The sequence below is a fragment of the Streptomyces sp. NPDC005281 genome, from assembly GCF_040607495.1.
In the GTDB taxonomy this organism is placed as follows: Bacteria; Actinomycetota; Actinomycetes; order Streptomycetales; family Streptomycetaceae; genus Streptomyces.
Genome location: NZ_JBEXGX010000001.1, coordinates 524,422 through 548,454 on the forward strand (window position 1 = coordinate 524,422; position 24,033 = coordinate 548,454).

18 protein-coding genes and 1 pseudogene are annotated in these 24,033 nt (G+C 70.8%); 11 read left to right on the forward strand and 8 right to left on the reverse strand.

Annotated features, from left to right (window positions below; translation table 11 throughout):
• Positions 1-68: 68 nt before the first annotated feature.
• The gene (locus ABZV42_RS02240; protein WP_037622332.1) at positions 69-749 is read right to left on the reverse strand and encodes a response regulator transcription factor; all 681 of its coding nucleotides are present in this window, start codon (positions 747-749) and stop codon (positions 69-71) included.
• On the reverse strand, positions 746-2,023 hold the full coding sequence (locus ABZV42_RS02245; RefSeq protein ID WP_355977421.1) for an ATP-binding protein: 1,278 nt from the start codon (positions 2,021-2,023) through the stop codon (positions 746-748). Before ABZV42_RS02245 ends, ABZV42_RS02240 begins: the two co-directional genes overlap by 4 nt.
• A 232-nt stretch (positions 2,024-2,255) precedes the next feature.
• Here ABZV42_RS02245 and phoU point away from each other — a divergent pair, with 232 nt between their 5' ends.
• The 4 genes from phoU (at position 2,256) to ABZV42_RS02265 (ending at position 8,435) form a co-directional block, all read left to right on the forward strand.
• A complete protein-coding gene (gene phoU / locus ABZV42_RS02250; RefSeq protein WP_355977419.1) occupies positions 2,256-2,945 on the forward strand; it encodes a phosphate signaling complex protein PhoU in 690 nt (229 codons plus the stop codon).
• 679 nt (positions 2,946-3,624) lie between these two features.
• Complete coding sequence (locus ABZV42_RS02255; RefSeq protein ID WP_355977417.1) at positions 3,625-3,777, forward strand: hypothetical protein; 153 nt, start codon at positions 3,625-3,627, stop codon at positions 3,775-3,777.
• A 263-nt stretch (positions 3,778-4,040) separates the two neighbouring features.
• Positions 4,041-7,733, forward strand: coding sequence for an AAA family ATPase (locus ABZV42_RS02260; protein WP_356050666.1), 3,693 nt, complete (start codon positions 4,041-4,043; stop codon positions 7,731-7,733).
• A 132-nt stretch (positions 7,734-7,865) separates the two neighbouring features.
• Positions 7,866-8,435: an HAD domain-containing protein gene (locus ABZV42_RS02265; RefSeq protein ID WP_356050667.1), complete on the forward strand. Its 570-nt coding sequence runs from the start codon at positions 7,866-7,868 to the stop codon at positions 8,433-8,435.
• Positions 8,436-8,606: 171 nt separating this feature from the next.
• Here the strand turns inward: ABZV42_RS02265 and ABZV42_RS02270 are convergent, their stop codons facing one another.
• On the reverse strand, positions 8,607-9,329 hold the full coding sequence (locus ABZV42_RS02270) for an alpha/beta hydrolase (protein ID WP_355977411.1): 723 nt from the start codon (positions 9,327-9,329) through the stop codon (positions 8,607-8,609).
• A gap of 685 nt (positions 9,330-10,014) precedes the next feature.
• Positions 10,015-10,530: a hypothetical protein gene (locus ABZV42_RS02275; protein WP_355977409.1), complete on the reverse strand. Its 516-nt coding sequence runs from the start codon at positions 10,528-10,530 to the stop codon at positions 10,015-10,017.
• 329 nt (positions 10,531-10,859) lie between these two features.
• Here ABZV42_RS02275 and ABZV42_RS02280 point away from each other — a divergent pair, with 329 nt between their 5' ends.
• The 3 genes and pseudogenes from ABZV42_RS02280 to ABZV42_RS02290 all read left to right on the forward strand — a co-directional run.
• Complete coding sequence (locus ABZV42_RS02280; RefSeq protein WP_355977407.1) at positions 10,860-11,678, forward strand: DUF2785 domain-containing protein; 819 nt, start codon at positions 10,860-10,862, stop codon at positions 11,676-11,678.
• A gap of 265 nt (positions 11,679-11,943) precedes the next feature.
• Positions 11,944-14,505, forward strand: coding sequence for a hypothetical protein (locus ABZV42_RS02285; RefSeq protein WP_356050668.1), 2,562 nt, complete (start codon positions 11,944-11,946; stop codon positions 14,503-14,505).
• 186 nt (positions 14,506-14,691) lie between these two features.
• Positions 14,692-15,083 (forward strand): annotated as a pseudogene (locus tag ABZV42_RS02290) (site-specific integrase); the annotation flags it as partial.
• A 157-nt stretch (positions 15,084-15,240) separates the two neighbouring features.
• Here the strand turns inward: ABZV42_RS02290 and ABZV42_RS02295 are convergent.
• Positions 15,241-16,002, reverse strand: coding sequence for a phosphoglyceromutase (locus ABZV42_RS02295; RefSeq protein WP_355841172.1), 762 nt, complete (start codon positions 16,000-16,002; stop codon positions 15,241-15,243).
• Positions 16,003-16,197: 195 nt separating this feature from the next.
• Between ABZV42_RS02295 and ABZV42_RS02300 the strand changes: the two genes are divergently transcribed.
• The gene (locus ABZV42_RS02300; RefSeq protein ID WP_356050669.1) at positions 16,198-17,616 is read left to right on the forward strand and encodes an MFS transporter; all 1,419 of its coding nucleotides are present in this window, start codon (positions 16,198-16,200) and stop codon (positions 17,614-17,616) included.
• 87 nt (positions 17,617-17,703) lie between these two features.
• Here ABZV42_RS02300 and ABZV42_RS02305 read toward each other — a convergent pair whose 3' ends face one another.
• Positions 17,704-18,171 (reverse strand): DUF2000 domain-containing protein, encoded by a 468-nt coding sequence (locus ABZV42_RS02305; RefSeq protein ID WP_356050709.1) that lies wholly within the window; start codon positions 18,169-18,171, stop codon positions 17,704-17,706.
• 214 nt (positions 18,172-18,385) lie between these two features.
• Here ABZV42_RS02305 and ABZV42_RS02310 point away from each other — a divergent pair, with 214 nt between their 5' ends.
• Complete coding sequence (locus ABZV42_RS02310) at positions 18,386-19,159, forward strand: AraC family transcriptional regulator (protein WP_355983940.1); 774 nt, start codon at positions 18,386-18,388, stop codon at positions 19,157-19,159.
• 42 nt (positions 19,160-19,201) lie between these two features.
• On the opposite strand, the gene ABZV42_RS02315 is transcribed toward ABZV42_RS02310, so the two are convergent.
• Both ABZV42_RS02315 and mshA read right to left on the reverse strand, forming a co-directional pair.
• Positions 19,202-19,693 carry a YbjN domain-containing protein gene (locus tag ABZV42_RS02315; RefSeq protein WP_356050670.1) on the reverse strand — a complete coding sequence of 164 codons (492 nt, stop codon included), beginning with the start codon at positions 19,691-19,693 and terminating at the stop codon, positions 19,202-19,204.
• 89 nt (positions 19,694-19,782) lie between these two features.
• Positions 19,783-21,120 (reverse strand): D-inositol-3-phosphate glycosyltransferase, encoded by a 1,338-nt coding sequence (gene mshA / locus ABZV42_RS02320; RefSeq protein WP_355983867.1) that lies wholly within the window; start codon positions 21,118-21,120, stop codon positions 19,783-19,785.
• Between the two features lie 244 nt (positions 21,121-21,364).
• Between mshA and ABZV42_RS02325 the strand changes: the two genes are divergently transcribed.
• Together ABZV42_RS02325 and ABZV42_RS02330 are read left to right on the forward strand one after the other, a co-directional pair.
• A complete protein-coding gene (locus ABZV42_RS02325; protein ID WP_356050671.1) occupies positions 21,365-22,183 on the forward strand; it encodes a class I SAM-dependent methyltransferase in 819 nt (272 codons plus the stop codon).
• 269 nt (positions 22,184-22,452) lie between these two features.
• On the forward strand, positions 22,453-23,544 hold the full coding sequence (locus tag ABZV42_RS02330; protein WP_355983869.1) for an NlpC/P60 family protein: 1,092 nt from the start codon (positions 22,453-22,455) through the stop codon (positions 23,542-23,544).
• Positions 23,545-24,033 lie beyond the last annotated feature (489 nt).

A 24,033-nucleotide genomic window follows, 5' to 3' on the forward strand; every position in this document is an offset into this window, starting at 1 on the left:
TCCGGGGATCCCGCCCTTCGGCGTACTGCCGTGCCGTACTCCGTGCCCTGCCGGGTGACGGGGCCGGTCTACGGCTCGAACTTGTAGCCGAGCCCGCGGACCGTCACCAGGTACCGGGGCGCGCCCGGGTCCGGCTCGATCTTGGCGCGCAGGCGCTTGACGTGGACGTCGAGGGTCTTGGTGTCACCGACGTAGTCGGCGCCCCAGACCCGGTCGATGAGCTGCATCCGGGTCAGCACGCGGCCCGCGTTGCGCAGCAGCATCTCCAGGAGGTCGAACTCCTTCAGCGGGAGGTCGACCTTGCCGCCGGAGACCGTGACCACGTGACGGTCGACGTCCATGCGGACGGGACCGGCCTCCAGAGCGGCCGGAGCGACCTCCTCCGGCTCCCCTCGGCGACGCAGGACGGCCCGGATACGGGCCACCAGCTCCCGGGAGGAGAAGGGCTTGGTGACGTAGTCGTCGGCTCCTATTTCGAGCCCGACAACCTTGTCGATCTCGCTGTCCTTGGCGGTGACCATGATCACCGGGACGTTGGAGCGGCCGCGCAGCTGACGGCAGACCTCCGTGCCGGGCAGCCCCGGCAGCATCAGGTCGAGCAGAACGAGGTCGGCGCCGTTGCGCTCGAACTCGTCGAGTCCGTCGGGCCCGGTGGTCGCGATGGCGACCTCGAAGCCCTCCTTGCGGAGCATGTACGACAGGGCGTCGGAGAAGGACTCCTCGTCCTCGACGACGAGCACACGGGTCACGGAAGGACCTCCGGGGCAGGAAGCGGTTCGTACGGGGATGTGACGGTGGTCGTCCCGTCGGGCTGTCCGGTCTCGTCCTCTTCGTCGAGTCCGGGCATGTGGTGATCGGTCACGCGGTCGCGGGCCGCACTCGCCTCCGGCAGCCGCAGGGTGAACGTGGAGCCCTGACCCTCGGAGCTCCACACCGTGACCTCCCCGCCGTGCGAGGCGGCCACGTGTTTGACGATCGCCAGCCCGAGGCCCGTACCGCCGGTGGCACGGGAGCGGGCGGGATCGACACGGTAGAAGCGCTCGAAGATGCGCTCCTTGTCCTTGTCCGAGATGCCGATGCCCTGGTCGGTCACGGCGATCTCGATGTGTTCCCCACCGGGCGCGGTCACCCGGCGGGCGGCTATCCCGACGCGGGTGCGGGCGGGTGAGTAGTTGACGGCGTTCTCGACGAGGTTGCCGAGGGCGGCGGCGAGCTGGCCCCGGTTCCCCCACAGGCTCAGGTCGGCGGTGCCGCCCGCGGCCATGGTGATCTGCTTCGTGCCGGCCTGGTGGCGGCAGCGGTCGATCGCCTCGGCGACCAGTTCGTCGACCCGGACCGGCTCGGCGTCCTCGAGAGGGTCGTCGTTCTGCACCCTCGACAGGTCGATGAGCTCCTGGACGAGGTTGGTGAGCCGGGTGGCCTCTATCTGCATGCGTCCGGCGAAGCGCTCGACGGCCTCCGGGTCGTCCGAGGCGTCCATGACGGCCTCGGAAAGCAGGGAGAGCGCTCCTACGGGAGTCTTGAGCTCATGGCTCACGTTCGCGACGAAGTCCCGCCGTACCGCTTCGATGCGGCGCGCCTCCGTCAGGTCCTCCACGAGAAGGAGGACCAGCCGCGATCCGAGGGGCGCCACGCGCGCGGAGACGGCGAGGGCCTCCCCTCTCCCCGTCCCCCTTCTGGGCAGGTCGAGCTCCACCTGACGTATCTCCCCGTCACGACGCGTGTCACGCGCCATGTGGAGCATCGGTTCGACGGCCAGTTTGCCGCCGCGCACCAGTCCGAGGGCGTACGCCGCCGAACTGGCCTTGACCACTGCGTCCGCTTCGTCGAGCACGACCGCCGAGGACCTGAGCACGGACAGCACGGTGTCGACACCGGGCGGAAGGACTGCATCCGTGTGCAGGGAAGTACGGGTGGGGCGTTTCTGGTCGCGCTCGCTCCAGCGGAACGCCAGCATGGCGATGACACCGGTAAGTACTCCGGCGATCGCTGCCGCTGCGGCGACCGCCGCGTTCACGTCCATGCACCCAGGTTAGGCATGCCGTCGCTCCTGGCCACAGCCATCCGAGTGCGAGCTCGAACACTCGTCGCCCAGAGTTCACCCAGGAGCCAGTACTGATTCACTTGGGATGCCGGAAACGGACGCGTACGGGTCCGAACGTGGGAGCGTGGGGTTCACGGGTCCCTCCGGCGGTCTCGGCCGCCCGGTCCCGGACCCCGGACCCCGGAAGCTGACGTACGAGAGGGACGACCACATGCGTGACGCGTATCACGAGGAACTTGACTCGATCGGCGACGGCCTGGTCGAGATGGCCCGGCTCGTCGGGTCGGCGATCGGGCGCGCCACGACGGCCATACTCGACTCCGACCTGAAGCTGGCCGAGAGCGTGATCGCCGCCGACCAGAGGGTCGACGATCTCCAGCACGAGCTCGAGGCCCGCGCGATAGCCCTGCTGGCCCGCCAGCAGCCGGTGGCGACGGATCTGCGGATCGTCGTCACCTCGCTGCGGATGTCGGCCGACCTGGAGCGTTCCGGTGACCTGGCCCAGCACGTGGCCAAGCTGGCCCGGCTGCGCTTCCCGGACCGCGCGGTCCCGCACGACCTGCACGCCACGATCCTGGAGATGGGCCAGCTCGCCCAGCGCCTGATGGCCAAGGCCGCCGAGGTCATCATCACCAAGGACGTCGACCTGGCGATGCAGCTGGAGGCGGACGACGACGAGATGGACCTCCTGCATCGCACGCTCTTCCAGCACCTGCTGGACGACAAGTGGCAGCACGGCATCGAGACCGCCGTCGACGTCACCCTCCTCGGCCGCTACTACGAGCGCTTCGCCGACCACGCCGTCTCGGTCGCCAAGCGAGTCGTCTACCTGGTCACCGGCGAACACGCCGACGACCTCCAGTCGGACATCCAGCCGGTCACGGGAGTCGAGGGCGCATAGCCCTACCGGGCCGACACCAGGAGGCTTCCCCGAGGCCCGGGACCGGGGGCCAACCTCGCCCCCGGAACGGGGTAGGCCATCCGGGCCCGGAACAGGCCGCGAGGCCGTCTCGTACGCCCCGGAACGGGGTGCGAAGCCGCCGGCCCTGACCCTGGCGGGCGCAGGCGCTCGGTCGTGCCGGGAGTGGGTTACGAGGTTCGCCTCCTGGCTCTGCCGGGCACGGACTCGGAGGCGCCCGGAACAGGGTGCGAGGCCGGACAACCCTGCCGGGCGCAAGCCCTGAGCGCGCTCGGTCGTCCCTGGAACGGGCCGCGAGGCCGTCCGGCCCTGCCCCGCGCGGGGGCCGAACCGCCCCACCGCGCCCCGCCCCGCCCCGCCCCGCCCCGGGGAGGGCACGCCCTCTCGGGGCAAGCGGCCCAGTTGTTCCCTACCGGGTGACGGCTGGGCCCGGCCGCCTCCGGTGCGGTTGCCGCCAGCGAGTGTGACCCCCCTGGCTGCGACGCGCGGGCGGGGGGCGGCGCGCCCTCGCTTCAAGGCGCCCCCGCCCGCGAATCGTGCACCGGGCGCATAGGACGCCTCAGTGCGCCGTTGATGCGCCCGCCAGGCTGGGCATGTGATGGGTGACAGGAGCGGTGCGGTGCGCTGTGCGCCGACGCCTCCGCGCCTGAAGGAGGGACCCATGGCCGAATCCCCCAGCACGCCCGACCCGACCCAGGATCGCGACACCCAACAGCCCGCCGACATCAAAAGCCTCCCTTTGTTCGGCGCCTGCGGCTGCGGCTCAGGCTGCAGCTGCGGCTGCCAGTCCGGCAATCCCTGCCAGTGCGGCTGATCACTTACGTACGTACAGAAGGGCCCTGTCGCCACGACGGGGCCCTTCGCCCTTCCTCCGGCTCGCGATCCGCCCGCGCGGCCCACCGCGCGAAGACGTACACACGAGGATCGAATGTGCTCGAGGCAGACCGAAATCTGCGCGATTGTGGTGCTGTTGCCCGATTGACCGTGGTCTGACCGACGAACTCTGCTACCTCTGAGGCAGGGGAGGCGGGCCTTGGCCCGCGGTGGCGCGAGGGGCGCCGCCAGGAGGGGACACACGTGAGCACGACACCACGGGACGCGGTCATCGCCATCGAGCAGAAGGCCGTGGACCGCGCCTACGACTGCTACGAGGCCCGGCTCGCGGAGATGACGTCGCCGTCGGCGGCCACGGCATCCGCGAGCGGCAAGGACGGCATCGCGGTCTGCGAGAAGGCGGCGAGCACGGCGGACGAGTACGGCGGCCTCGGGGGCGAGGCCCTGGTCATCAGCCGCATCGACGTCCAGGAGGAGGGCGAGGACGAGCCAGAGACGTTCTATGTCGGACGACGCCATGTCTTCGACACCGAGACCCGCGATCAGGTGGTGGTCTCCTGGACGAACCCGCTCGCCGTGAGCTGGCACAACGCCCTGCCGGAGACACCGGGCGACGTACTCCTGCGGCGCCGGTTACAGTGCGCCGGACGCCAGGTCGAGGACTTCCTGGACGAGATAGCCCCGGACGCGGAACCGTACCCGGGCTCGCCGGAGCCCGGACAGGAGGCCGACGTTCCGCTCTTCTTCGAGGAGGAGCCCGCTCCACCCGAAGCCCCGCACGACCCTGACGCACCTGACATCCCGGAAGACCCCGAAGTCCTGGAAACCCCGGACGCCGTCGAGCGCGGGGAACCCCCGGCCGAGGCGGAGAGCACCACGGCCCCGCCCGCCGGAGGCCGCCACGCCAGGCCCCGTACCGTCCCGGCCCCGCGGCAAGCCTCCGGCAGACGGCGTCAACGGCCGCAGCCGGTCGACGAGTTCCTCCTGCGGGAACTGCGCCGGTCCCGCGACGGCCGGATGCGGGACATCGTCGAGACGATCAGACGCGACCAGATGGCGCTGGTCACCCGTTCCCCCGCGGACGTCCTCGTCATCCAGGGCGGCCCCGGCACCGGAAAGTCCGCGGTCGGTCTGCACCGGGTGACCTGGCTCGTCAACAACGACCACTTCCGCGCGCAGGACATCCTGGTCGTCGGACCGCACCAGAACTTCCTGGAGTACGTGGGGCGCGTCCTGCCGACCCTCGGCACCCGGAACGTCACCGCCGTACAACTGGCCCGCCTCTGGGAAGGGGACGTACGGGGCTCGGACTCCGCCGCCGCGCGGCTGGTGAAGTCCGGCGAACGGATGGCGGCCGTGCTGCGACGGCGGGTGGAGAGCGAGTGCCGGCCCGAGGCCGTCGACACCGTGGTCTCCGCCCCCTCGCACGCCCAGGACGAACCGGCGTTCGTCGTGATCGTGGGCGGCTCGTCCCTGCGCCTGCCGCGCTCGGAGGTACTCGGTCTCCTCCAGGACGCCGGGGAGGGAATCGAGGGCTACCGGGCACGCAGGGACCGGTTCCGCACCCTGCTGGTGGACCGGCTGCTGGGCGAACTCGTACTGATCGCCCCGCACCGCGGCAGGGACGCGAACGTCCGCCGCGACCTGGAGCGCAACCGGCAGGTCACCACGCTCGTCGACCGGGTCTGGCCCGCGCTGAGCCCCGAGGAGGCGCTGCGCGGCCTTCTCAACTCCCCCACCAGACTGCGCGAGTGCGCCGACGGAATCCTCGACCAGGACGAACAGGCCCTGCTGCAACGGCAGAAGGCCGAGAGCGCCGCCGAAGAGCCCTGGACCGCGGACGACTTGGTGTGCCTGGAGGAGCTCCGCTTCCTCATCGCGGGCGAGAGTCCGCGGAGGTACCGGCACATCGTGGTCGACGAGGCGCAGGACCTCACCCCGATGCAGGCGAGATCCCTGCGCAGACGGTGCCCGACCGGTTCGATGACCGTGCTCGGCGATCTGGCCCAGGCCACCGGCCCGCATTCCTACACCAGTTGGAAGCAGCTGGGCGGGATCCTGTCCGCCCGGGGAGACTGGCGTGTGGCCGAGCTGAACACCAGCTACCGCGTACCCGCGGAGATCATGGAGTTCGTCGCACCCCTGGCCCGGGCCGTCGCCCCCGCCCTGCCCTACCCGACTGCCGTACGGCGGGCCGGCGACGAGGCCGTACGGCTCGTCGCCACGACCCCGTGGGAACTCCTGGACGACGCGGCGACCCGTACGGCACGACTCGCGGGGACGAACGACGGCCGGTACCCGCGGTCGATCGCCGTCATCGTTCCCGACGACTCCGACTGGCTGGAGGAGGTCCGCCGACGGGTCGGCCTCGTGGACGGCATGACCGAGGAGACGCTGCGGACCGTGTCCGTACTCCCCGCCGCCCAGGCCAAGGGCATGGAGTTCGACCACGTACTGGTCCTGGAGCCGACGATCATCGCCGACCGCGGTCCCGCCGGGCTGCGCCGGCTGTACGTCGCCCTGTCCCGCAGCACCCAGACGCTGACGGTCCTCCACACGACCCCGCTGCCGGCCGAACTCGGCACGCCGGCCGACGACACGGACGGTGAAGTCACCTCCGCCTACGCCTACTTGGCACCCGTGGCGGGAGGTCCGGCGAATGGAGCGGACACCGGTGCCTCCACCACCGAGGGTTCGACCGGAGGCGTCGGCGCGATCGGCGACGACCTGCCGGTCGGCACATCCGTCGAGGTGCGGGTGCTCGGACCGGGCCCGGGTTCCCACTTGAAGGTGAAGGTCCTCGCCCCCGCCACGGAGCGAACCGTCCTCCTCGTCCCGCGGCACGGCGAACCCACCCCGGCCACGGGCTCCCGACTGGAGGGCTGGGTGACGCGCAACGAGGGCCAGTTGAGCCTGGTCTCGTCCGGTGAGTTCGGCCGCCGTCCCATCTCCTCCCGGATGGCACCCCGTTACGAGGCCGCGCTCGGCGTCCTGCGGGACATCGCGTACGACGACGGCGCGACCCCACCGGAGACGGCGGCCCTGCTCTCCGAGCTGAAGGGCATGGCCGCCCGTTGCCTGAGACGCGACCGGGTGGACTGGCTGAGCGTCTGGCGTCTGCTGGGTTCCGCCGACCGCGACCGGCTGAGCGATCTGGCGGACCTCGCCCAGCGCACCCGCCAGGCGGTCGGGTCGGACGTTCCCGGCCTGCGGGCCGCCCTGACGGACGACCCGGCGTTCCGGCACTGGACCGGCGCGCTCGACCGGGCCCGGGGCGAACTCCGCCATCGGATCGACACCGGGCCGGAGACGGGGGCGTGGGCGGAGACCTCGACGCCACCCGGGACCGGCACAGCCACGGAAACAACCCGGAACGTGATGACGGCGGCCTCACCCGGGACGATCACGGCCCCACCGGCCGAGCCGCGCGGAACACTCGAACAGAAGGACACCGACCCCATGAACACTGCCGCTCTCCTGGAAACCGACCCCGCCCCGTCCGAGGCACGGACGGTGTGGAGCGAGGCACTCTCGCGGCGACTGGACGTCGAGGCACAGGCCGACCGGGACTGCAACACGCACGAGGCCGTGCGCTTCGAACTCAAGGCCGCGCTCCTGCGAGCGGGACTACGGCCTTCGGACTCCCGGGTCTCCGACGCGACCCTGGAGGGCCCGGACGGGTTCTCCCGCTACGAGGTGCTCGGCGCCGACCGTTCCGGCTACCTGCACCTGCGCGCGGGCGCCGCCCGACTCATGGAACTCGACCGGGTGGAGGGGCGTTCCGCGGACCTCCGGTACCTGGTCCTGTCCGAGCCGCCCACGGACGACTGGGCTCCCGAAGCGATCCGGGAGGCCTTCGGCGTACACGTCGTATGGCGAACAGCAACAGGCTGGCACGGCCCGAACGCGCAGACCGCATTGCGCCTGACCGACTGAGGGGCTGGTCGGCTGAGGGGCTGACCGACTGGCCGGCCGAGGCCTGATGTCGTGAGAGGTTGTCGGGGACGGCACCCTGCCCCCTGCCGTCCCCGACAACCCGGAGAAGACCCCAGGAATGACAGCCAAGGAATGACCGCCCAGGGAACTCAGGTGGTGGAACGGCCGATCCTCTTCCTGGACGTCGACGGCCCCCTCATCCCGTTCGGCCCTTCGTCCGCCCACCACGAGACCTCCGGCGCGGGTTCCGGCTCCGCGCCCGGCTCCGAAGCGAGCCCCGACCCGGGGAATCCCCTGCTCGGACGGCTCGACCCCACCGTGGGCCCACGCCTGAAGACGCTCGGGTGCGAACTCGTGTGGGCCACGACGTGGATGGAAGAGGCGAACGAGTCCATCGCCCCGAGGATCGGGCTGCCCCGGCTGCCGGTGGTGGAGTGGCCCGAGGACTCGACGGAGGCGGGTCCGAGGGGTCTGCACTGGAAGACCCGTCCCATCGTCGAGTGGGCCGGCGGCCGCCCGTTCATCTGGGTCGACGACGAGATCGGTGCCGTGGACCGGCTCTGGGTCGAAGCGCAGTACGCGAGCCCCTCCCTGCTTCACCGCGTAGACCCGTCCAAGGGCCTGACCGAGGACGACTTCTCGGCCCTCGCCGCCTGGCTCCGTACCGCCGTACCGGGCGGCTCGCTCGGAACGAGTGGATAGCCGGCCCCGGTCGGCAGGGGCGGATACACAGCGGGAGCGCCGCCGCCGAGGTGGGCCGGGACCGATCCTCGACGGCGGCATCCTGATCGCTGACTGCTGACTGCTGACTGCTGACTGCTGACTGCTGACTAACGTCTGTCGGCGGCCTTCCTGCCCGGCCTCACTTCAGGCTCACTTCAGGTGCCGGTCCAAGAACCGGCATCCGTCCTCCAGCTCGAACGCCGGGGTGCCGGTGTGCCCTCCCAGATTGGCGTGCAGCGTCTTCTCCTTGCTGCCGAAGGCGTCGAACAGGTCCAGGGCCCGTTGCCGGGGGTTGCCTTCGTCGTCCCACTGGAGCAAGTACAGCAACGGGATGGTGACCTGCCGAGCCTCCTCGCGCTGGGCACGAGGCACGTACCCCCCGGCGAAGAAGCCCGCGGCCACGATGCGCGGCTCGGCCAACGCCAGGCTGATGCCGAGGGCGGTCCACCCCCCGGAGTACCCGACCGGGCCGTCGATCTCGGGCAGTTCGAGGAGGGCGTCCAGAGTGGTCCGCCATTCCGGGACCGCGTTCTCGACCAGCGGGCCGATGAAGGACTCGAAGATCTCGTCGACAGGTTCGCCGGCCTGCATCGCCCGGCGGAGGTCGGCGCGGGCCTGCTCGTCGGCGGCGGAACGGGGCCGGACACCGCACCCGGCGGCGTCGATGGTGGCCACCGCGTAGCCGCGAGCCGCGGTGTACCGGGCCCGGGCCACCAGCCGGGGTTCCGCCTTGGGCAGGCCGTTGTTGTGGGCCATCAGGACCAGCGGGGCCGGTGCGGATCCAGGGGTCCACAGGGTGCCGGGGATCTCGCCGAGGGTGAATTCGCGTTCGAGGACGCCGTCGTCGAGACGCTGCTCAGAAGTGAAATGCATGGTCGTGCCTTTCGGGAGTGCTCATGAACGGCGCTCCCGGACGACCTATCGCCCGACCGTGACCCCGGAGGAGAGCACCCATGTCGATACTGCGTTCACGGGTACCACCTCCTCGTTCTCTCGCACGGCCTCCGGGAAGGTAGCAGTGGACGCGGTGATCCGCCAATCACTTTTCGCGAAGGCTCCGTGGCCTCGCGCCGTGAAAGGGCCAACGCCCGGGCCCCGGGAGCAGCAACGCTCACGACGGAGCGACAGGCCGCGCATCGACCGTGCGGCTGTGGGGTCGCCCACGGTTCCCGCAGGACCCTCGGCAAGTGAAATGGCCAACACCGGTGCGGGGATTTGCATTTGGCCTGTTGCGACGTCGACCGGTTCGCCCCCTACACCGCCGCCGCGCTCGACGGCGAGTCGCTCCTCTACGTGCCTGATCAGGCCTAAGAGCTGGCAACCGGCAAGGAGTGGGATCGGTCCACCCGCTGCTGCTCGGAAGCCTTCTCGAACCGGGACGGCTGGCCACACCTGCAAGCCTGAGCTGTCTAGACGGCCTCTTGGTAGACCTCGACCTTCGCTGGCCTCTGCTCCCGGACGACCGCCCAGGCATCCCGTGCAGCGGCCTCGGACGGGAGCCACCAAAGGGACGAGCGGGGTGGAAGGGGATATCGGGCGGCATTCGCGTGTGCCCGGATCAGATTGCGTCTATCTGCCAAGCGATCATGCCGGTCGATCCCTTGGTTCCGTCTACGTCGATGTGTACCCGCTTGTGCATGGTGATCCGCTGCTGGACCACCGACTGATCGCACGGCACCTCGGTCTCTTTGCCGGCGCTTACCGGTACGAATGTCAGCCGGGCGCTGCCGCTGCCGGTGCAAACCAGGTTGAGCCGGTAAGTCCTGCCCTCGCGCAGGGTGGGCTCAGTGTGGATTCCGTCGTTCACCCGCTCGACTCCGGCCTCGACCATCGTCCCGCTGTGGACGGCTGCAAGGACCGCCTGGGCTTGCTCGGTGAGCTTCTTCTCGGACGACCCGGTTGGCGTCCGGGACTCGATCGGCGCGGACGGCGACGGCGGAGCGCTGCGGGCCTCCCCCTCACCGCTGCCGGAGGTGCACGAGGCAAGTAGGAATGCCGACGCGGCCACTGCGCACGCGGCAAGGTAAGCCCGGGGACTCGAATAGGTCATGACGAAGTCTCCCAGTACTTCCATCCGGTCTCCGACGTCGGCAGTATCGCGGTCCCGCGACCGAGTTCCTTGACTCCGCAGGATGATGGCCGGCAGTGGTTGCTGTACTTCGCCGTTATGCAACAAGGCGGAGACGGGCGTCGCTCTTTCGAAGTAGATCCGCTCATGTCCGAGGAGACAGTGGAGTGGGCTTCAAGCGACCGACCGTCATCCGTCCCTGGCATGCGTGCAAGTACATGGGTGGTGAAATGGCGCAGTCGACACGGCAGTTCAGCCCCGGAGCACCAGCTCTCTGACGTGCGCCTGCCCAGTCGTCCCGGCGTTCCCGAGTCCGCCCTGGGTAGCCTGACGTCATGAGTGCTGATCTTGTCGACTGGGCATCGATCGCGGCCGAGGGATTCCCCTTCCCCGAGGGCATCCCGGCTTCTCAACTCGCCGTCGAGCTGTCGGCCATGCTGGTATCTCCGGATCCTGAGATCCGCGACGACCACGCCTACACCGGCGCTGCGCGATGGATCAGGAACGGGCATTTCGATGAGCTCCTCGGGGCGCTCGGCGACACCGCCGCCGACCGGTTCACCCACCCCGAGGTACAGGCCCGGACCTTCGCACCGCTGATTCTGTGCTCCGTTCTGACGCGGGGCCACACTGTCCCCGGCCTTGTGCCGAAGGAGGCCGCGGAGCGCTGGTATGCCCGATTCTCGGACTGGTATCCGGCCGAGCAGGACACACGTGGCTGGGACGACTCCCTGGGTTGGCTGCACGCCGTCGCACACGGCGCCGACGCCGCCGCGGCGTTCGCGAAGGCTCTGCCTGACCACCGCACTGAACTGCTTGAACTATGTGCCCGCAGGATGACGGTCAAGCAGACCGACTACCGCTACGGGCAGTTGGAGGATGCGCGGCTTGCCCGTGCGCTCACACGTATCCTCCAGGCCCCTGGCCTGGCGCCTGAGGAGGCCACCGACTGGCTGACCGTGGTGTCGGCAGCCCTGGACGGTGGAGGCCCCGGGCCGGTCCCGGTCTGGGCGTTCAACACCTTTGCCACCCTCCAGTCCCTTCACCTGCACCTGACTCGTGGCCTGGCCGACGAAGGCGTCCCGGCGCACGCCGAGGCGGTCGCCGCCCGCGCTTGCGATCTCCTTCGCATGCCCTACTACTGGCTCGACTGACACGGGGGGGCGGACAGGAATCTCCGGCCCCTCGGTCCCGGGAAGCCGAATGGCTCCGTACCCACCCCCTCACAACCTTCTGGTTGGCATCCGGTCGCGCTTTGCCCCCGAGCCCGACGACGCAGCCCCGAACCTCACGACGCGGCAGTACAACCAAAACGAGAGGTCAGCGGTCTCACGCGTGTCCGGCATCCGCCCGTCGGCCGTCCTGTCGGCGACAGGCGTGGTCGTGCGGCTGCCTGTTCACCCCCTCTCCAGGAGCCCCATGCGCCTCAAGCAGGTCTCGCTCGCGGCGGCGATATCCGTCGTCGCGGGTCTGGCCACCGCCACCGTCGGCCTCACCGGTCCGGTCGCTTGGGCCGACAGCGACAACACGGCCCCGCTGCCGCTGTCGCACTACGCCCACATGGTGGTCGACGGCCCTCACCAGCACCTCTTCTTCAGCCAGGGCGCCGGCACCACCGGCATCGTGGTGACCGACCTGTCCGGCAATCCCGTCACCACCATCGACGGCGAGCAGGGCGCTGACGGCCTCGCGCTGTCCGCCGACGGCAAGACGCTGTACGCGGCCCTGACCGACGGCGACGCGATCGCCTCTATCGACACGGCGACGCTCACCGAGACCGGCCGCGTCGGCACCGGCACCGCCAGCACCCCGGTCTCCGTCGCCGTGGCCGGCGGCAAGGTCTGGTACGGCTACACGGCCGACGACGGCAAGGGCACCGTCGGCTCGGTGGACCCCTCCGCCGCCGACCCGGCGCCGACCCCGCAGCCCGTCATGCCGCACTGGTCGGCCGCCCCCCTTCTCAGCACGGGCGGCGGGGTGCTCGCGGTGCAGGACGCCCGGTCCTCCATGACCCACGTCGCCACCTACGACGTCTCCTCCGGGACCGCCACCCTCAAGGTCGACATGGGCCTCGGCGGTGCCGCGACGGGCCCCGTCCAGGTCACCGCGGACGGCACGAACCTTCTCGTTCCGCAGTCGACCGCGGTGTACGTGTACAGCACGGCGGACCTCAGCACCGCCAAGCCCTACGTGTACTACACAGGCGGCGTCAGCTCCTCCCCGGACTCCGTCGCGGTCGACTCCGACGGCACGATCGCCCTCGGCAGCACCGCGGGCTCGGGCGCGGGCGCCTACGTCTACGCGGCCGACCAGATCGCCGAGAACCACTTCGCCTTCCCGGCCGGCACAGTCGCCCCCGACGGCCTCGCCTGGGGTGCCGACGGCCGCACGCTCTATGCCGTCACCCGGGACAACGGGTCCTACACCCTCGACGTCCACGGCGACGCCAAGCTCACGGACACCCGGCTCTCCCTGAAGCCCCCGTCGCCGTACGCGATCCCCGCCCAGCAGTTCACGCTGAACGGAACCGTGGGCGGCCACGGCTTCGTGCCGGCCGGCGCCACGCTGAAGGTCACCCGCGACGGCACCGATCTGCCCGACGCCACGGTCGGCGCGGACGGCTCGTTCGGCATCACCGACACCCGCCAGGACGAGGGCACGTACACCTACGAGGTGTCCTACGCCGGCGACGCGACGCACCGGCCCGCGACCACCTCGCTGACGGTGGGGGTGTCCAGGCTCGGAACCTCCATCCCGTACCCGGAGTTCAGCTCGGCGGCGCCGCACAAGGTGGCCTTCACCGGCACGGTCATGACCGACCTGAGCCGCGGCCCCTTCGCACAGGGCGACACCGTCCAGGTGACCCGGACGAACGAGGACACCCACGAGTCGAAGCAGCTCCCCGCGGCCCCGCTCGACCCGGCCACCGGCCGGTTCACGGTCACCGACGACCCGGCGACAGCCGGATGGTTCACCTACCGCCTGTCGTTCGGGGGTGACATCACGCACCAGCCGGGCTCGAACGACGTGAGCACCACCATCTCTCCCTACGCCCCGACCCTCGTGCTGAAGGCCCCCACGACCGCCGCCCGCGGCACCGCGCTGAGCTTCGGCGCCGTGCTGAGCGACGGCCCGTACGACAGCGGCGAGACGGTCACCGTGACCCGCACGGACGCGGCGCACACCACGACGCCCGTGACGTGGACAACCCCCGTGGCCGCCGACGGCACGATCACCGTCAAGGACACCCCGACCACCGGCGGCGCCAACACCTACACGGTCGGCTACGCGTACGACACCAGCCACCGGGCGGCCACCGCCTCCGCGATCGTCCAGGTCTCGCGCGCCACGACGAGCCTGTCCGTGGCCACCGACGCCTCGACCTACGTGTACGGCGCGACGGCCACCGTCACCGCCCACCTGGGCACCACGTACAACGGCCGTACGGTCTCGCTCTACGCCACGCCCGCCGGCGGCAAGAAGACGCTGGTCAAGACAGGCACCGTAGACAGCAAGGGCAACCTGACGGCCACGTACAAGCTCGTCGACAACACGACGTTCACCGCGTCCTACGCGGGCGACTACCGCTACGCCCCGGCCACGGCCACCCGCGCGGTGAGCGACCAGGTGAAGGTCGCGCAGGCCCTGAGCGGCTACTACACGACCACCACGTACAGCGGCACCACCTACCGCGTCTACCACCACACGGCGCGGCCGACGGTGACCACGACCGTCTCGCCGAACAAGTCCGGCCAGTGCGTGCACTTCCAGGTCCAGCAGTACTACAGCGGTGCCTGGCACACGCTCAGCACCTCGGGCTGCTTCACGCTCAACTCCAGGAGCACCGTGGCGGCGCAGCTGAGCCTCTCCCACGCGGTCAACCAGAAGTTCCGGGTGCGCTCGGAGTACGTCCACAGCTCGAAGGACACCACCAACGTGAGCACGTGGGGCGGCTGGCAGTACCTGACGGTCAGGACCTGAGCAACCTGAGCCCACAGGGCCTGAATCGGCCGCATGACAAGTGAGCCGGCGCCGGTCCGGACACACGAAAGCAGGGTGTCCGGACCGGCGCCGTCACTTCACCACCCGGTTCCGGACCCGGTGGAGTCCGGGTCGACACCTACGCACACGTCATGAGCACAACGCTCAAGGCCGCCGCCGACCGGATGGACACGAGCAGGGTGTTCGCTGTGCGCGCCGCCCTGCCCGGGCACTTCCGGGCGATGGTCGATCCGGGCGGCGGCCGCGGGCTCCGACAAGGCGAGATTCTGGGCGTAGCCGTCGATGCGATCGCCTTCGAGGCGGACACGCTTCACGTGGTCCAGCAGCTCAAACTGAGCCGCAGCAATGCCGTGTTCGCTCCGCCGAAGGGCGGCATGCTGCGGGACGTCCCGCTCCCCGGGCCGGTCGCTGACGCCCTCCGGGCGCATGTGAAGGAGTTCCCGCCGGTCGAGATCACGTTGCCGTGGAAGGTCGCGGACGGTCCCCCGGTGACCAAGCGGCTGATCTTCACCGGCCCGCGTGGGGGTCATGTCTGGCGCACGTCGCTCAACGAGGAGAGGTCGTCGAGACATCAGTCGGTGCCTACGAGTGGCGGCGTACCGACGACGTCTGACGGCCCGACCAAGCACCTGACGGCCCACAGACGGCCCAGCCCCACCAAAAAAGCCCCCGCCCCGCGAAGAACTCGCAGGTCGGGGGCTTGCTGGTGTCGCGCTACTTCTTCTTGCCCTGGTTCTTGACCGCCTCGATCGCCGCCGCTGCCGCGTCCGGGTCGAGGTAGGTGCCGCCCGGGTTCAGGGGCTTGAAGTCGGCGTCCAGCTCGTAGGAGAGGGGGATGCCGGTGGGGATGTTCAGGCCCGCGATGTCGGCGTCCGAGATGCCGTCGAGGTGCTTGACCAGGGCGCGCAGCGAGTTGCCGTGGGCCGCGACCAGGACCGTACGGCCGGTCAGGAGGTCCGGGACGATGCCGTCGAACCAGTACGGAAGCATGCGGACGACGACGTCCTTGAGGCACTCCGTCTGCGGGCGCAGCTCCGGCGGCAGGGCCGCGTAGCGCGCGTCGTCGAACTGGGAGTACTCGGAGTCACGGTCGAGCGCCGGCGGCGGGGTGTCGTACGAGCGGCGCCAGAGCATGAACTGCTCCTCGCCGAACTCGGCGAGCGTCTGGGCCTTGTCCTTGCCCTGGAGGGCACCGTAGTGACGCTCGTTCAGGCGCCAGCTGCGGTGGACCGGGATCCAGTGGCGGTCCGCGGACTCCAGCGCGAGCTGCGCGGTGCGGATCGCGCGCTTCTGGAGCGAGGTGTGGACCACGTCGGGCAGCAGGCCGGCGTCCTTCAGCAGCTCACCGCCGCGTACTGCCTCCTTCTCGCCCTTCTCGTTGAGGTTGACGTCCACCCAACCGGTGAACAGATTCTTCGCGTTCCATTCGCTCTCGCCGTGGCGGAGGAGGATCAGCTTGTACGGTGCGTCGGCCATGGCTCCGAGCGTAATCGAACCCCGCGACGCCTCGCGCCTTCGGCCATCAGTCGGACACGGGAGCCCCCGTCCGGCCGTTTCCCGCCCGCTCCGGCGCCCGTCAGTTGACGGCATCTGTTAATTGAGTGGCTCTCAAAGGCAGGCGGCTCGTAAGTTGTGCACACCGCCAGAGCCGCTTACATCCGTGGGGGACCCATGCCAGCCGCCGTCATGAGACGTGCCGTCCGAGAGACCCTCTCAGGACTCCCCCGCGAGTTCTGGTGGCTGTGGACCAGCACCCTCATCAACCGGCTCGGGGCCTTCGTCGCCACGTTCATGGCCCTGTACCTGACCCTCGACCGCGGCTACTCCGCCTCGTACGCGGGTCTCGTCGCGTCCCTGCACGGCCTCGGCGGCGTGATCTCCTCACTCGTCGCCGGAGTGATGACCGACCGGTTCGGCCGCCGGCCCACGCTGCTCGTGGCGCAGGTGTCGACGGCCGCCTCGGTCGCGCTGCTCGGCTTCATGCACGACCCGCTGGCCATCGCCGCGGTCGCCTTCCTGGTCGGCATGGCCAGCAACGCCTCCCGCCCCGCCGTGCAGGCGATGATGGCGGACATCGTCCGGCCCGAGGACCGCGTCCGCGCCTTCTCGCTCAACTACTGGGCCATCAACCTCGGTTTCGCCGTCTCCTCCATGGGCGCCGGTTTCATCGCCGAGTACAGCTACCTCGCCGGCTTCCTCATCGAGGCCGGCATGACCCTCGCCTGCGCGCTCGTCGTCTTCGCGAAGCTCCCGGAGTCCCGGCCCGTGCAGGTCGCCAAGGAGGCGGAGGCCCCGGTCGGGCTCATGACCGTGCTGCGCGACGGGCGGTTCATGAGCGTGGTCGGGCTGTCGTTCCTCGTCGCCCTCGTCTTCCAGCAGGGTGCCGTCGGTCTGCCGGTCGCCATGGGCAGGGCCGGTTTCACCCCGGCCGACTACGGCACGGCGATCGCCGTCAACGGCTTCATGATCGTCGTACTCCAGATCCCGGTCGGCCGTTTCATCGAGCACCGGGACCCCAAGTGGCTGCTCGTGATCTCGTCCCTGCTCGCCGGATACGGGTTCGGGCTCACCGTCTTCGCCGGGTCGGTCGGCGTCTTCACGCTCACCGTCTGCGTGTGGACCCTCGCGGAGATCGTCAACGCCCCGACGCAGACCGGACTCGTCGTCCGTCTCTCCCCCGTCCACGGGCGCGGCCGCTACCAGGGCATGTACACCCTCTCCTGGGCCCTCGCCTCGCTCATCGCCCCGGTGATGTCCGGCGTCGTCATCGACCGTTTCGGCGCGGCCTGGCTCTGGGGACTGTGCGCGGTGGTCGGCACGGCGGCGGGTCTCGGGTACGCGCTGCTCATGCGGCGGTTCCCGGCGGAGGAGTCGGTACGGACGTCGGCACGGAAGCCTGTACGGAAGCCTGTGCTGCGGGAGGCCGTCCCGGAGGCGGTACGGGAGTCGGTCCCGGGGGCGGTAAGGCAGTCCGCGCAGGGCGTCGGCAGCCCCGGCTCCGGCATCGGGGCCGTGGCCGGGGTCATCACCGGCCCCGCCGCGACGGACGCGCCCACCACGACACCCCACGCGGAAGCCACCCCGGCCTGACGGGCCCAGGCCTGGCCCTGGCCCCGGCCCCGGCCCCGGGCCAGGTAACGCCCCCGCCTGACGACCCCGGGGCCGAACACGCACAGCTCACGGATGCATCCGCGCCCCCTTCACCACCTTGTCCACCGCGTTCCGCGGCCCGTACAGCGCGAGTCCCACCAGGTCCAGTCCGCCGGTCTGCACCGCCCGTACGGCGGCGCGGTTGTCCCGGTCGTTGCCCGTGCCGAAGAGGTCCGACGTGAAGACCGCGCGCGGCAGGGCCCGGGACAGCGCCCGGCCGTGAGCGGCGGTCAGCGTCTCCTTCGACGCCTCGAGGACCAGCACCGGCTGCCGGAACATCGGCAGGTAGGACACGCCGTCGGCGTCCTCGTACGGCTCCCCGATCACCTCGGGGACGGTCGTCCCCAGGCCGCTGACCAGGAAGGCGGTCACGTTGAGCCGCTGCCAGGGCTCCAGGTCGTCACGCAGGACGACGGTGATCTTGGTGTCGAAGCGGACGGGCGCGGCGTCCGCAAGGTCCGCGCCGCCGATGCCCGAACGATCCCCGCCCTTCATGCCGCTCGCGCCGGGCGGGCTCATACCGCTCCCGCTCCCGCCGCTCCCACTCTCGTTCTCGTTCGGCTTCCTGTACTCGTTCGGCTTCTCGTTCTCGTTCGGCTTCTGGTACTCGTTCGGCTTCTCGTTCTCGTTCTCACCGCTCATACGAGAAGCCTGCCGACCGGTGTACGCCGTCGTCTTGTACGTTCTTTGCGTGACCCCTCAACGTGAGATGTCCGCGTGGCGCCCGAGCGTCCCGGGCATCGTCGAGGTCTTCCACGCGCACTACACCGAGTACGCGTACCCGATGCACGTACACGAGGCCTGGACCCTGCTGATCGTCGACGACGGCGCCGTCCGCTACGACCTCGACCGGCATGAGCACGGGACCCCGCGCGACACGGTGACGCTGCTGCCGCCGCATATCCCGCACAACGGCGAGCCCGCCACCGCGCACGGTTTCCGCAAGCGGGTCCTCTACCTGGACGGCTCACGCCTGGCCGACGACCTCATCGGACCCGCGGTGGACGGTCCGGGGCTGGCGGATCCCGTGCTGCGGCGCCGGGTCGCCCGGTTGCACACGGCGCTCGCCCACGCCGGGGACGAGCTGGAGGCCGACAGCAGGCTGACGCTGATCGCGGAGCGCCTGCGCGGACTGCTGCTCCCCCGGTCGGCCGTGGATGCCTCGCACGCCGACCGGCCGCTCGCCCGCCGGCTGCGCGAACTCCTCGACGAGCGGGTGGTGGAGGGGATCGCCCTCGACGAGGCCGCGCGGCTCGTGCACGCCCACCCCGCGCACCTGGTCCGGGCGTTCAGCGGCGCGTTCGGCATCGCCCCGCACCAGTATCTGATGTCCCGCCGCGTGGACCGCGCCCGCCGTCTGCTTCTCGACGGACGGCCACCGGGCGAGGTGGCCGCCCTGACCGGCTTCTACGACCAGTCCCATCTCACCCGGCAGTTCCGCCGGTTGGTGGGGGTGACCCCGGGACGGTACGCACGATCCTGAACCCCGTGGAGCGCCGGGGGCGGACCGCTCGGGAGACGGGGATCAGGTAGTGGGCCGCTGCGTCAGATTCGTGAACGCGTCCAGATTGCGCGTCGACTCGCCCCGGGACACCCGCCAGGCGTACTCCTTGCGGATCGCGGAGGCGAAACCGAGCTCCAGGAGGGTGTTGAAGGAACCGTCGGCGGCTTCGAGCACGGACCCGAGAAGACGGTCCGTCTCCTCGGGGGTGACGGCGGTCAGCGGCAGCTTGCCGACCAGATAGACGTCTCCGAGCGGGTCGACGGCGTAGGCGACCCCGTAGAGCTTGAGATTGCGCTCCAGGAGCCAGCGGTGGACCGCCTCGTGGTTCTCGTCCGGGCGGCGGATCACGAACGCGTTCAGCGACAGCGAGTGCTTGCCGACGATCAGCGAGAGCGTCGTCGAGAGCTTGCGGGTGCCGGGCAGTTTCACGACGTACGAGCCCGCCCCGGGGCTCTCCCACTCCAGCTCGGCCTCGGTGAGGACCCGCTCGATGATCGACGCTGCGTCAGTCATGGGGCGAGCGTACGTGACCCGTGTCGAGGGTGACGCGCCCGGTTCGCCTGCCCGTCGGAGGGTCAGGCGTGGCCCCCGGCGGCGGAGGGTCAGGCGTGGTGGGCGCGTTGCCGGCGTCGGTGGTCCTGCGTCGCCGCCGTGTACACGTCCGCCGTCGCCGCCGCCGCGGTGTCCCAGCCGAAGCGTTCCGCGTGCCGCGCCGCGGCGGCGCCCATACGGGGCACGAGGGTCTCGTCGTCGGCGAATTCGCGCAGCACGCGCGCGTAGTCGGCGGGACGGTGCCCTTGTACGAGGAAGCCGGTCTCCTGGTGGCGTACGGCCACCGGCAGCCCGCCGACCTCGGCCGCGAGCACCGGCGTACCGGCCGCCTGTGCCTCGATCGCGACCAGCCCGAAGGACTCGCTGTACGAGGGCATGACCAGCACCGACGCGGCCCGGAACCAGTCCGCGAGCTGGTCCTGCCCGACGGGCGGCCGGAACCGTACGACGTCGGCGATGCCCAGGCGCGCGGCCAGTTTCTGGAGCCCCTCGGGCTTGGCGAGTCCGCTGCCGCTCGGACCGCCCACCACGGGGACGACGATCCGGCTGCGCAGGTCGGGCCGCTCGTCGAGCAGTACGGCGACGGCGCGCAGCAGCACGTCGGGTGCCTTGAGGGGCTGTATGCGGCCCGCGAAGAGGGGGATCAGGGCGTCCTGCGGCAGGCCGAGCCGGGCGCGGGCTGCGGCGCGGCCGTCGGCGGGCCGGAAGCGGTCGAGGTTGACCCCGGGGTGGACGACGGCGACGCTTCCGGCGTCCGCCCCGTAGTGGCGTACGAGTTCGTCGGCCTCCTCCGCGGTGTTCGCGATGAGGCGGTCGGCGGCGCGCACGATCTGGGTCTCGCCGATGACACGGGCGGCGGGCTCGGGAGTGTCGCCCTCGGCCAGCGCCGCGTTCTTGACCTTGGCCATGGTGTGCATGGCGTGCACCAGGGGCGCGCCCCAGCGTTCGGCGGCCAGCCAGCCGACGTGGCCTGAGAGCCAGTAGTGCGAGTGCACGAGGTCGTAGTAGCCGGGGCGGTGACCGGCCCAGGCCTGCATGACGCCGTGGGTGAAGGCGCACAGCTGGGCGGGGAGGTCCTCCTTGGCGAGGCCTTCGTAGGGGCCCGCGTCGACGTGCCGGACGAGGACGCCCGGAGCCAGCTCGACGGTCGGCGGGAGTGCCCCGGTCGTGGCCCGCGTGAAGATCTCGACCTCGATGTTGATCGCGGCGAGCCGCTGGGCGAGTTCGACGATGTACACGTTCATGCCGCCCGCGTCGCCCGTGCCGGGCTGGTGCAGGGGGGAGGTGTGCACGGAGAGCATGGCCACGCGACGGGGCCTGCGGTGCAGCCTGAGCCTCGATGGTGCCGCAGGCGAGCGGCGCCCGAGCCTGCTCACGTACTGGCTCACGTGGCGATCCTCCTTGCTGCGGGCATGCCGGTCGGAGGACGTGTCACGCCCTCCAGGAGGTGGAACGTCGGAGGTGTCCGCTCCATTTCCCTTTTGCCGAATCATTGCCTGGAGTCGCTCAACCGTTCGACCGTGGGGCGCGTCTGCACCCCGGATGCCGGAGGTTCTCCACAGGTGCCGGAGGTGGGCGCCGGTTGTCCACAGGGTCACCCGGCCCGTGCCGGGGCCGCCTACTCTCGTACGCATGACAACCCGCGCAGCGTCCCGCCCCCGCATCGTGGGCACGGTGACGCGCGGGACGACGAACCCCAACCGCCTGCGCCGCATGGACCGCTGGATCGCGGCGGTGCACGGCCCCGAACTCCGCCGGGCACCGGAGCCCGTGGCGGTGGACCTCGGCTACGGCGCCGCGCCCTGGACCGCGGTCGAGCTGCTGACCCGTCTGCGTACGGCCGCACCCCGCACCCACGTCTTCGGCGTCGAGATCGAACCCGCGCGGGTCGCCGCGGCCCGGCCGTACGAGCGCGAGGGCCTGGCCTTCCTGCACGGCGGCTTCGAGGTCCCGGTGCCGGGCCGGCCGCACCTGATCCGGGCCGCGAACGTGCTGCGCCAGTACGACGAGGAGCAGGTCGCCGAGGTCTGGCGGCGGCTCTGCGCACGGCTCGCTCCGGCGGGCCCCGGCTCCAGGGGCGGGCTGCTCGTCGAGGGCACCTGCGACGAGATCGGACGTCGGCACGTCTGGGTCGCCCTCGGCCCCGAAGGCCCGCGCACGGTCACCTTCGCCACCCGGCTCGGCTCCCTGGACCGCCCGTCCGACCTGGCCGAACGGCTGCCGAAAGCCCTCATCCACCGCAATGTGCCGGGCGAGCCGGTGCACTCCTTCCTGCGCGACTTCGACCGCGCCTGGGCGGCCGCCGCGCCGTACGCCGCGTACGGCGCCAGGCAGCGCTGGATACGCACGGTCCGCGACCTGACGGCCGACTGGCCGGTCGTGGACGGGATCGCCCGCTGGCGCCAGGGCGAAGTGACGGTGCGCTGGGAGGCGTTGGCGCCCCGCGCCTGACCGGGCGCACGGGTCCCGCGGGTCACGACGGCGTCCGGGAGACGACCAGTGCGTGACCGGCCGGGAACGATCTCGGTGAGTCGCACGTCACACAGGCCGGGGAATGAGATCGTCATGCCGATGCGGGCTCCGGGGAAGGGAATTCCTGCCTGCCTCGCGTGCGAGGGGAAGGGAGTTCTTGCCCGGCTCTGTCGCATTGCGCGCCGACATGGCACGATCCCCCAGGCATCCGTATGTTACTGACGGTAAATCAGTTGGGGGGCGGAGTAATGGGATCCGGCAAGCGGAGCCTGACCACGGCGGCCATGGCCCTGGCCTGCGCATGCGCCTGCGTGGTGCTGGCGTCATCGGGGACGGCCTACGCGAGCCCGGAGCCGAAGCCGGCGCCGACCAGAACCCCGACGGCGACCCCGACACCCGTGAGCAACAAGGACCTTGAAGCGGTCCGCCAGAAGCTCGACAAGCTCTACCACGACGCGGCGGTCGCCACGGACGCGTACAACGCCGCCGAGGAGAAGACCCAGAAGCAGTCGGCCGAGATCGTCGGACTGGCCCAGGAGATCGTCAAGGGCCAGGCGAAGCTGGACGCGCTGAAGGACCGCGCCGGTGCCGCGGCTCGCGCGCAGTACCGGGGCGGCGGCCTGCCGCCCGAGGCTCGGCTGTGGCTGAGCGACGACCCGCAGGAGTTCCTGGACGGCGCGGGACGGGTGCGGCAGGGCGAGCACGCCACCAAGGGACTGCTGGACGAGATGGCACGCACCCAGCAGGACTTGCGGCAGTACGCGAAGGACGCCTCCGACCAGTGGCGGAAGCTGGAGGCCGAACGCGAGACCAAGGCCGAGGCCAAGAAGAAGATCAAGCAGCGGATCTCCGACGCCGAGAAGCTCGAGTCGCAGCTCGAGAAGAAGGAGAAGGAGCGGCTCGCGAAGCTGGAGGAGGAGGCCGCCTACCAGGCGCAGTCGGTCTGGCTGAGCTCCGGCGTCCTCGCGGACATCAAGAGCGACGCGTCCGAGCAGGGCAGGAAGGCCGTGAAGTACGCGACCGACCAGATCGGCAAGCCGTACGAGTGGGGCGCCGAGGGTCCGAAGACGTACGACTGCTCGGGGCTGACCTCACAGGCCTGGGCGGCCGCCGGTCACCCCATCCCCCGCACCTCGCAGGAGCAGTGGAAGCAGCTCAAGCACGTCGACATCAAGGACATGCGCCCCGGCGACCTGATCATCTACTTCGACGACGCCAGCCATGTCGGGATGTACATAGGAGACGGCGCGATCGTGCACGCCCCTCGCCCCGGACGCACGGTGACGATCACGGGGGCGGGTTCGATGCGGATCCTGGGGGTCGTCCGGCCGGACGCGTAGCCGGTCCACCGGGGGCTGGGCTCCGGGCACTGGGAGCCGGCGTCAGGCGTCGGGCGTCGGGGTCGGGGTCGGGGTCGGGGTCGCGTACAGCGTGTGCCGCCATGACTGACGGCGCAGGCCCGACGGCGGACGCATGGCGGGGCCCGCGTGGCGGCGGACGCGTGAGGGGGCATGCCTGGCAGTGGACGCGTGAAGGCGCACACCTCGCGGCGGTCTCGTGAAGGCGCACGCCTCGCGGCGGTCTCGTGAAGGGGCGCGCCTCGCGGCGGACGCATGGCGTGGCGGGGCACGCCTCGCGGCGCACGCGTGACGCACCGCACGTGACCTGACGCACGGTTGCCCCGGCTGCCCGACCCCGGGGAAGTGACCTTCGTCATCCCCGGGCGAACCGCGTCCTGTCCAAGTGCGTTACGGGATGCGGCATATGACAGTGTCCCTTTGCCCGGCGCCGCGCCGTTCGCCATTCCGTTGCGGCACCGGCGGGCGCTA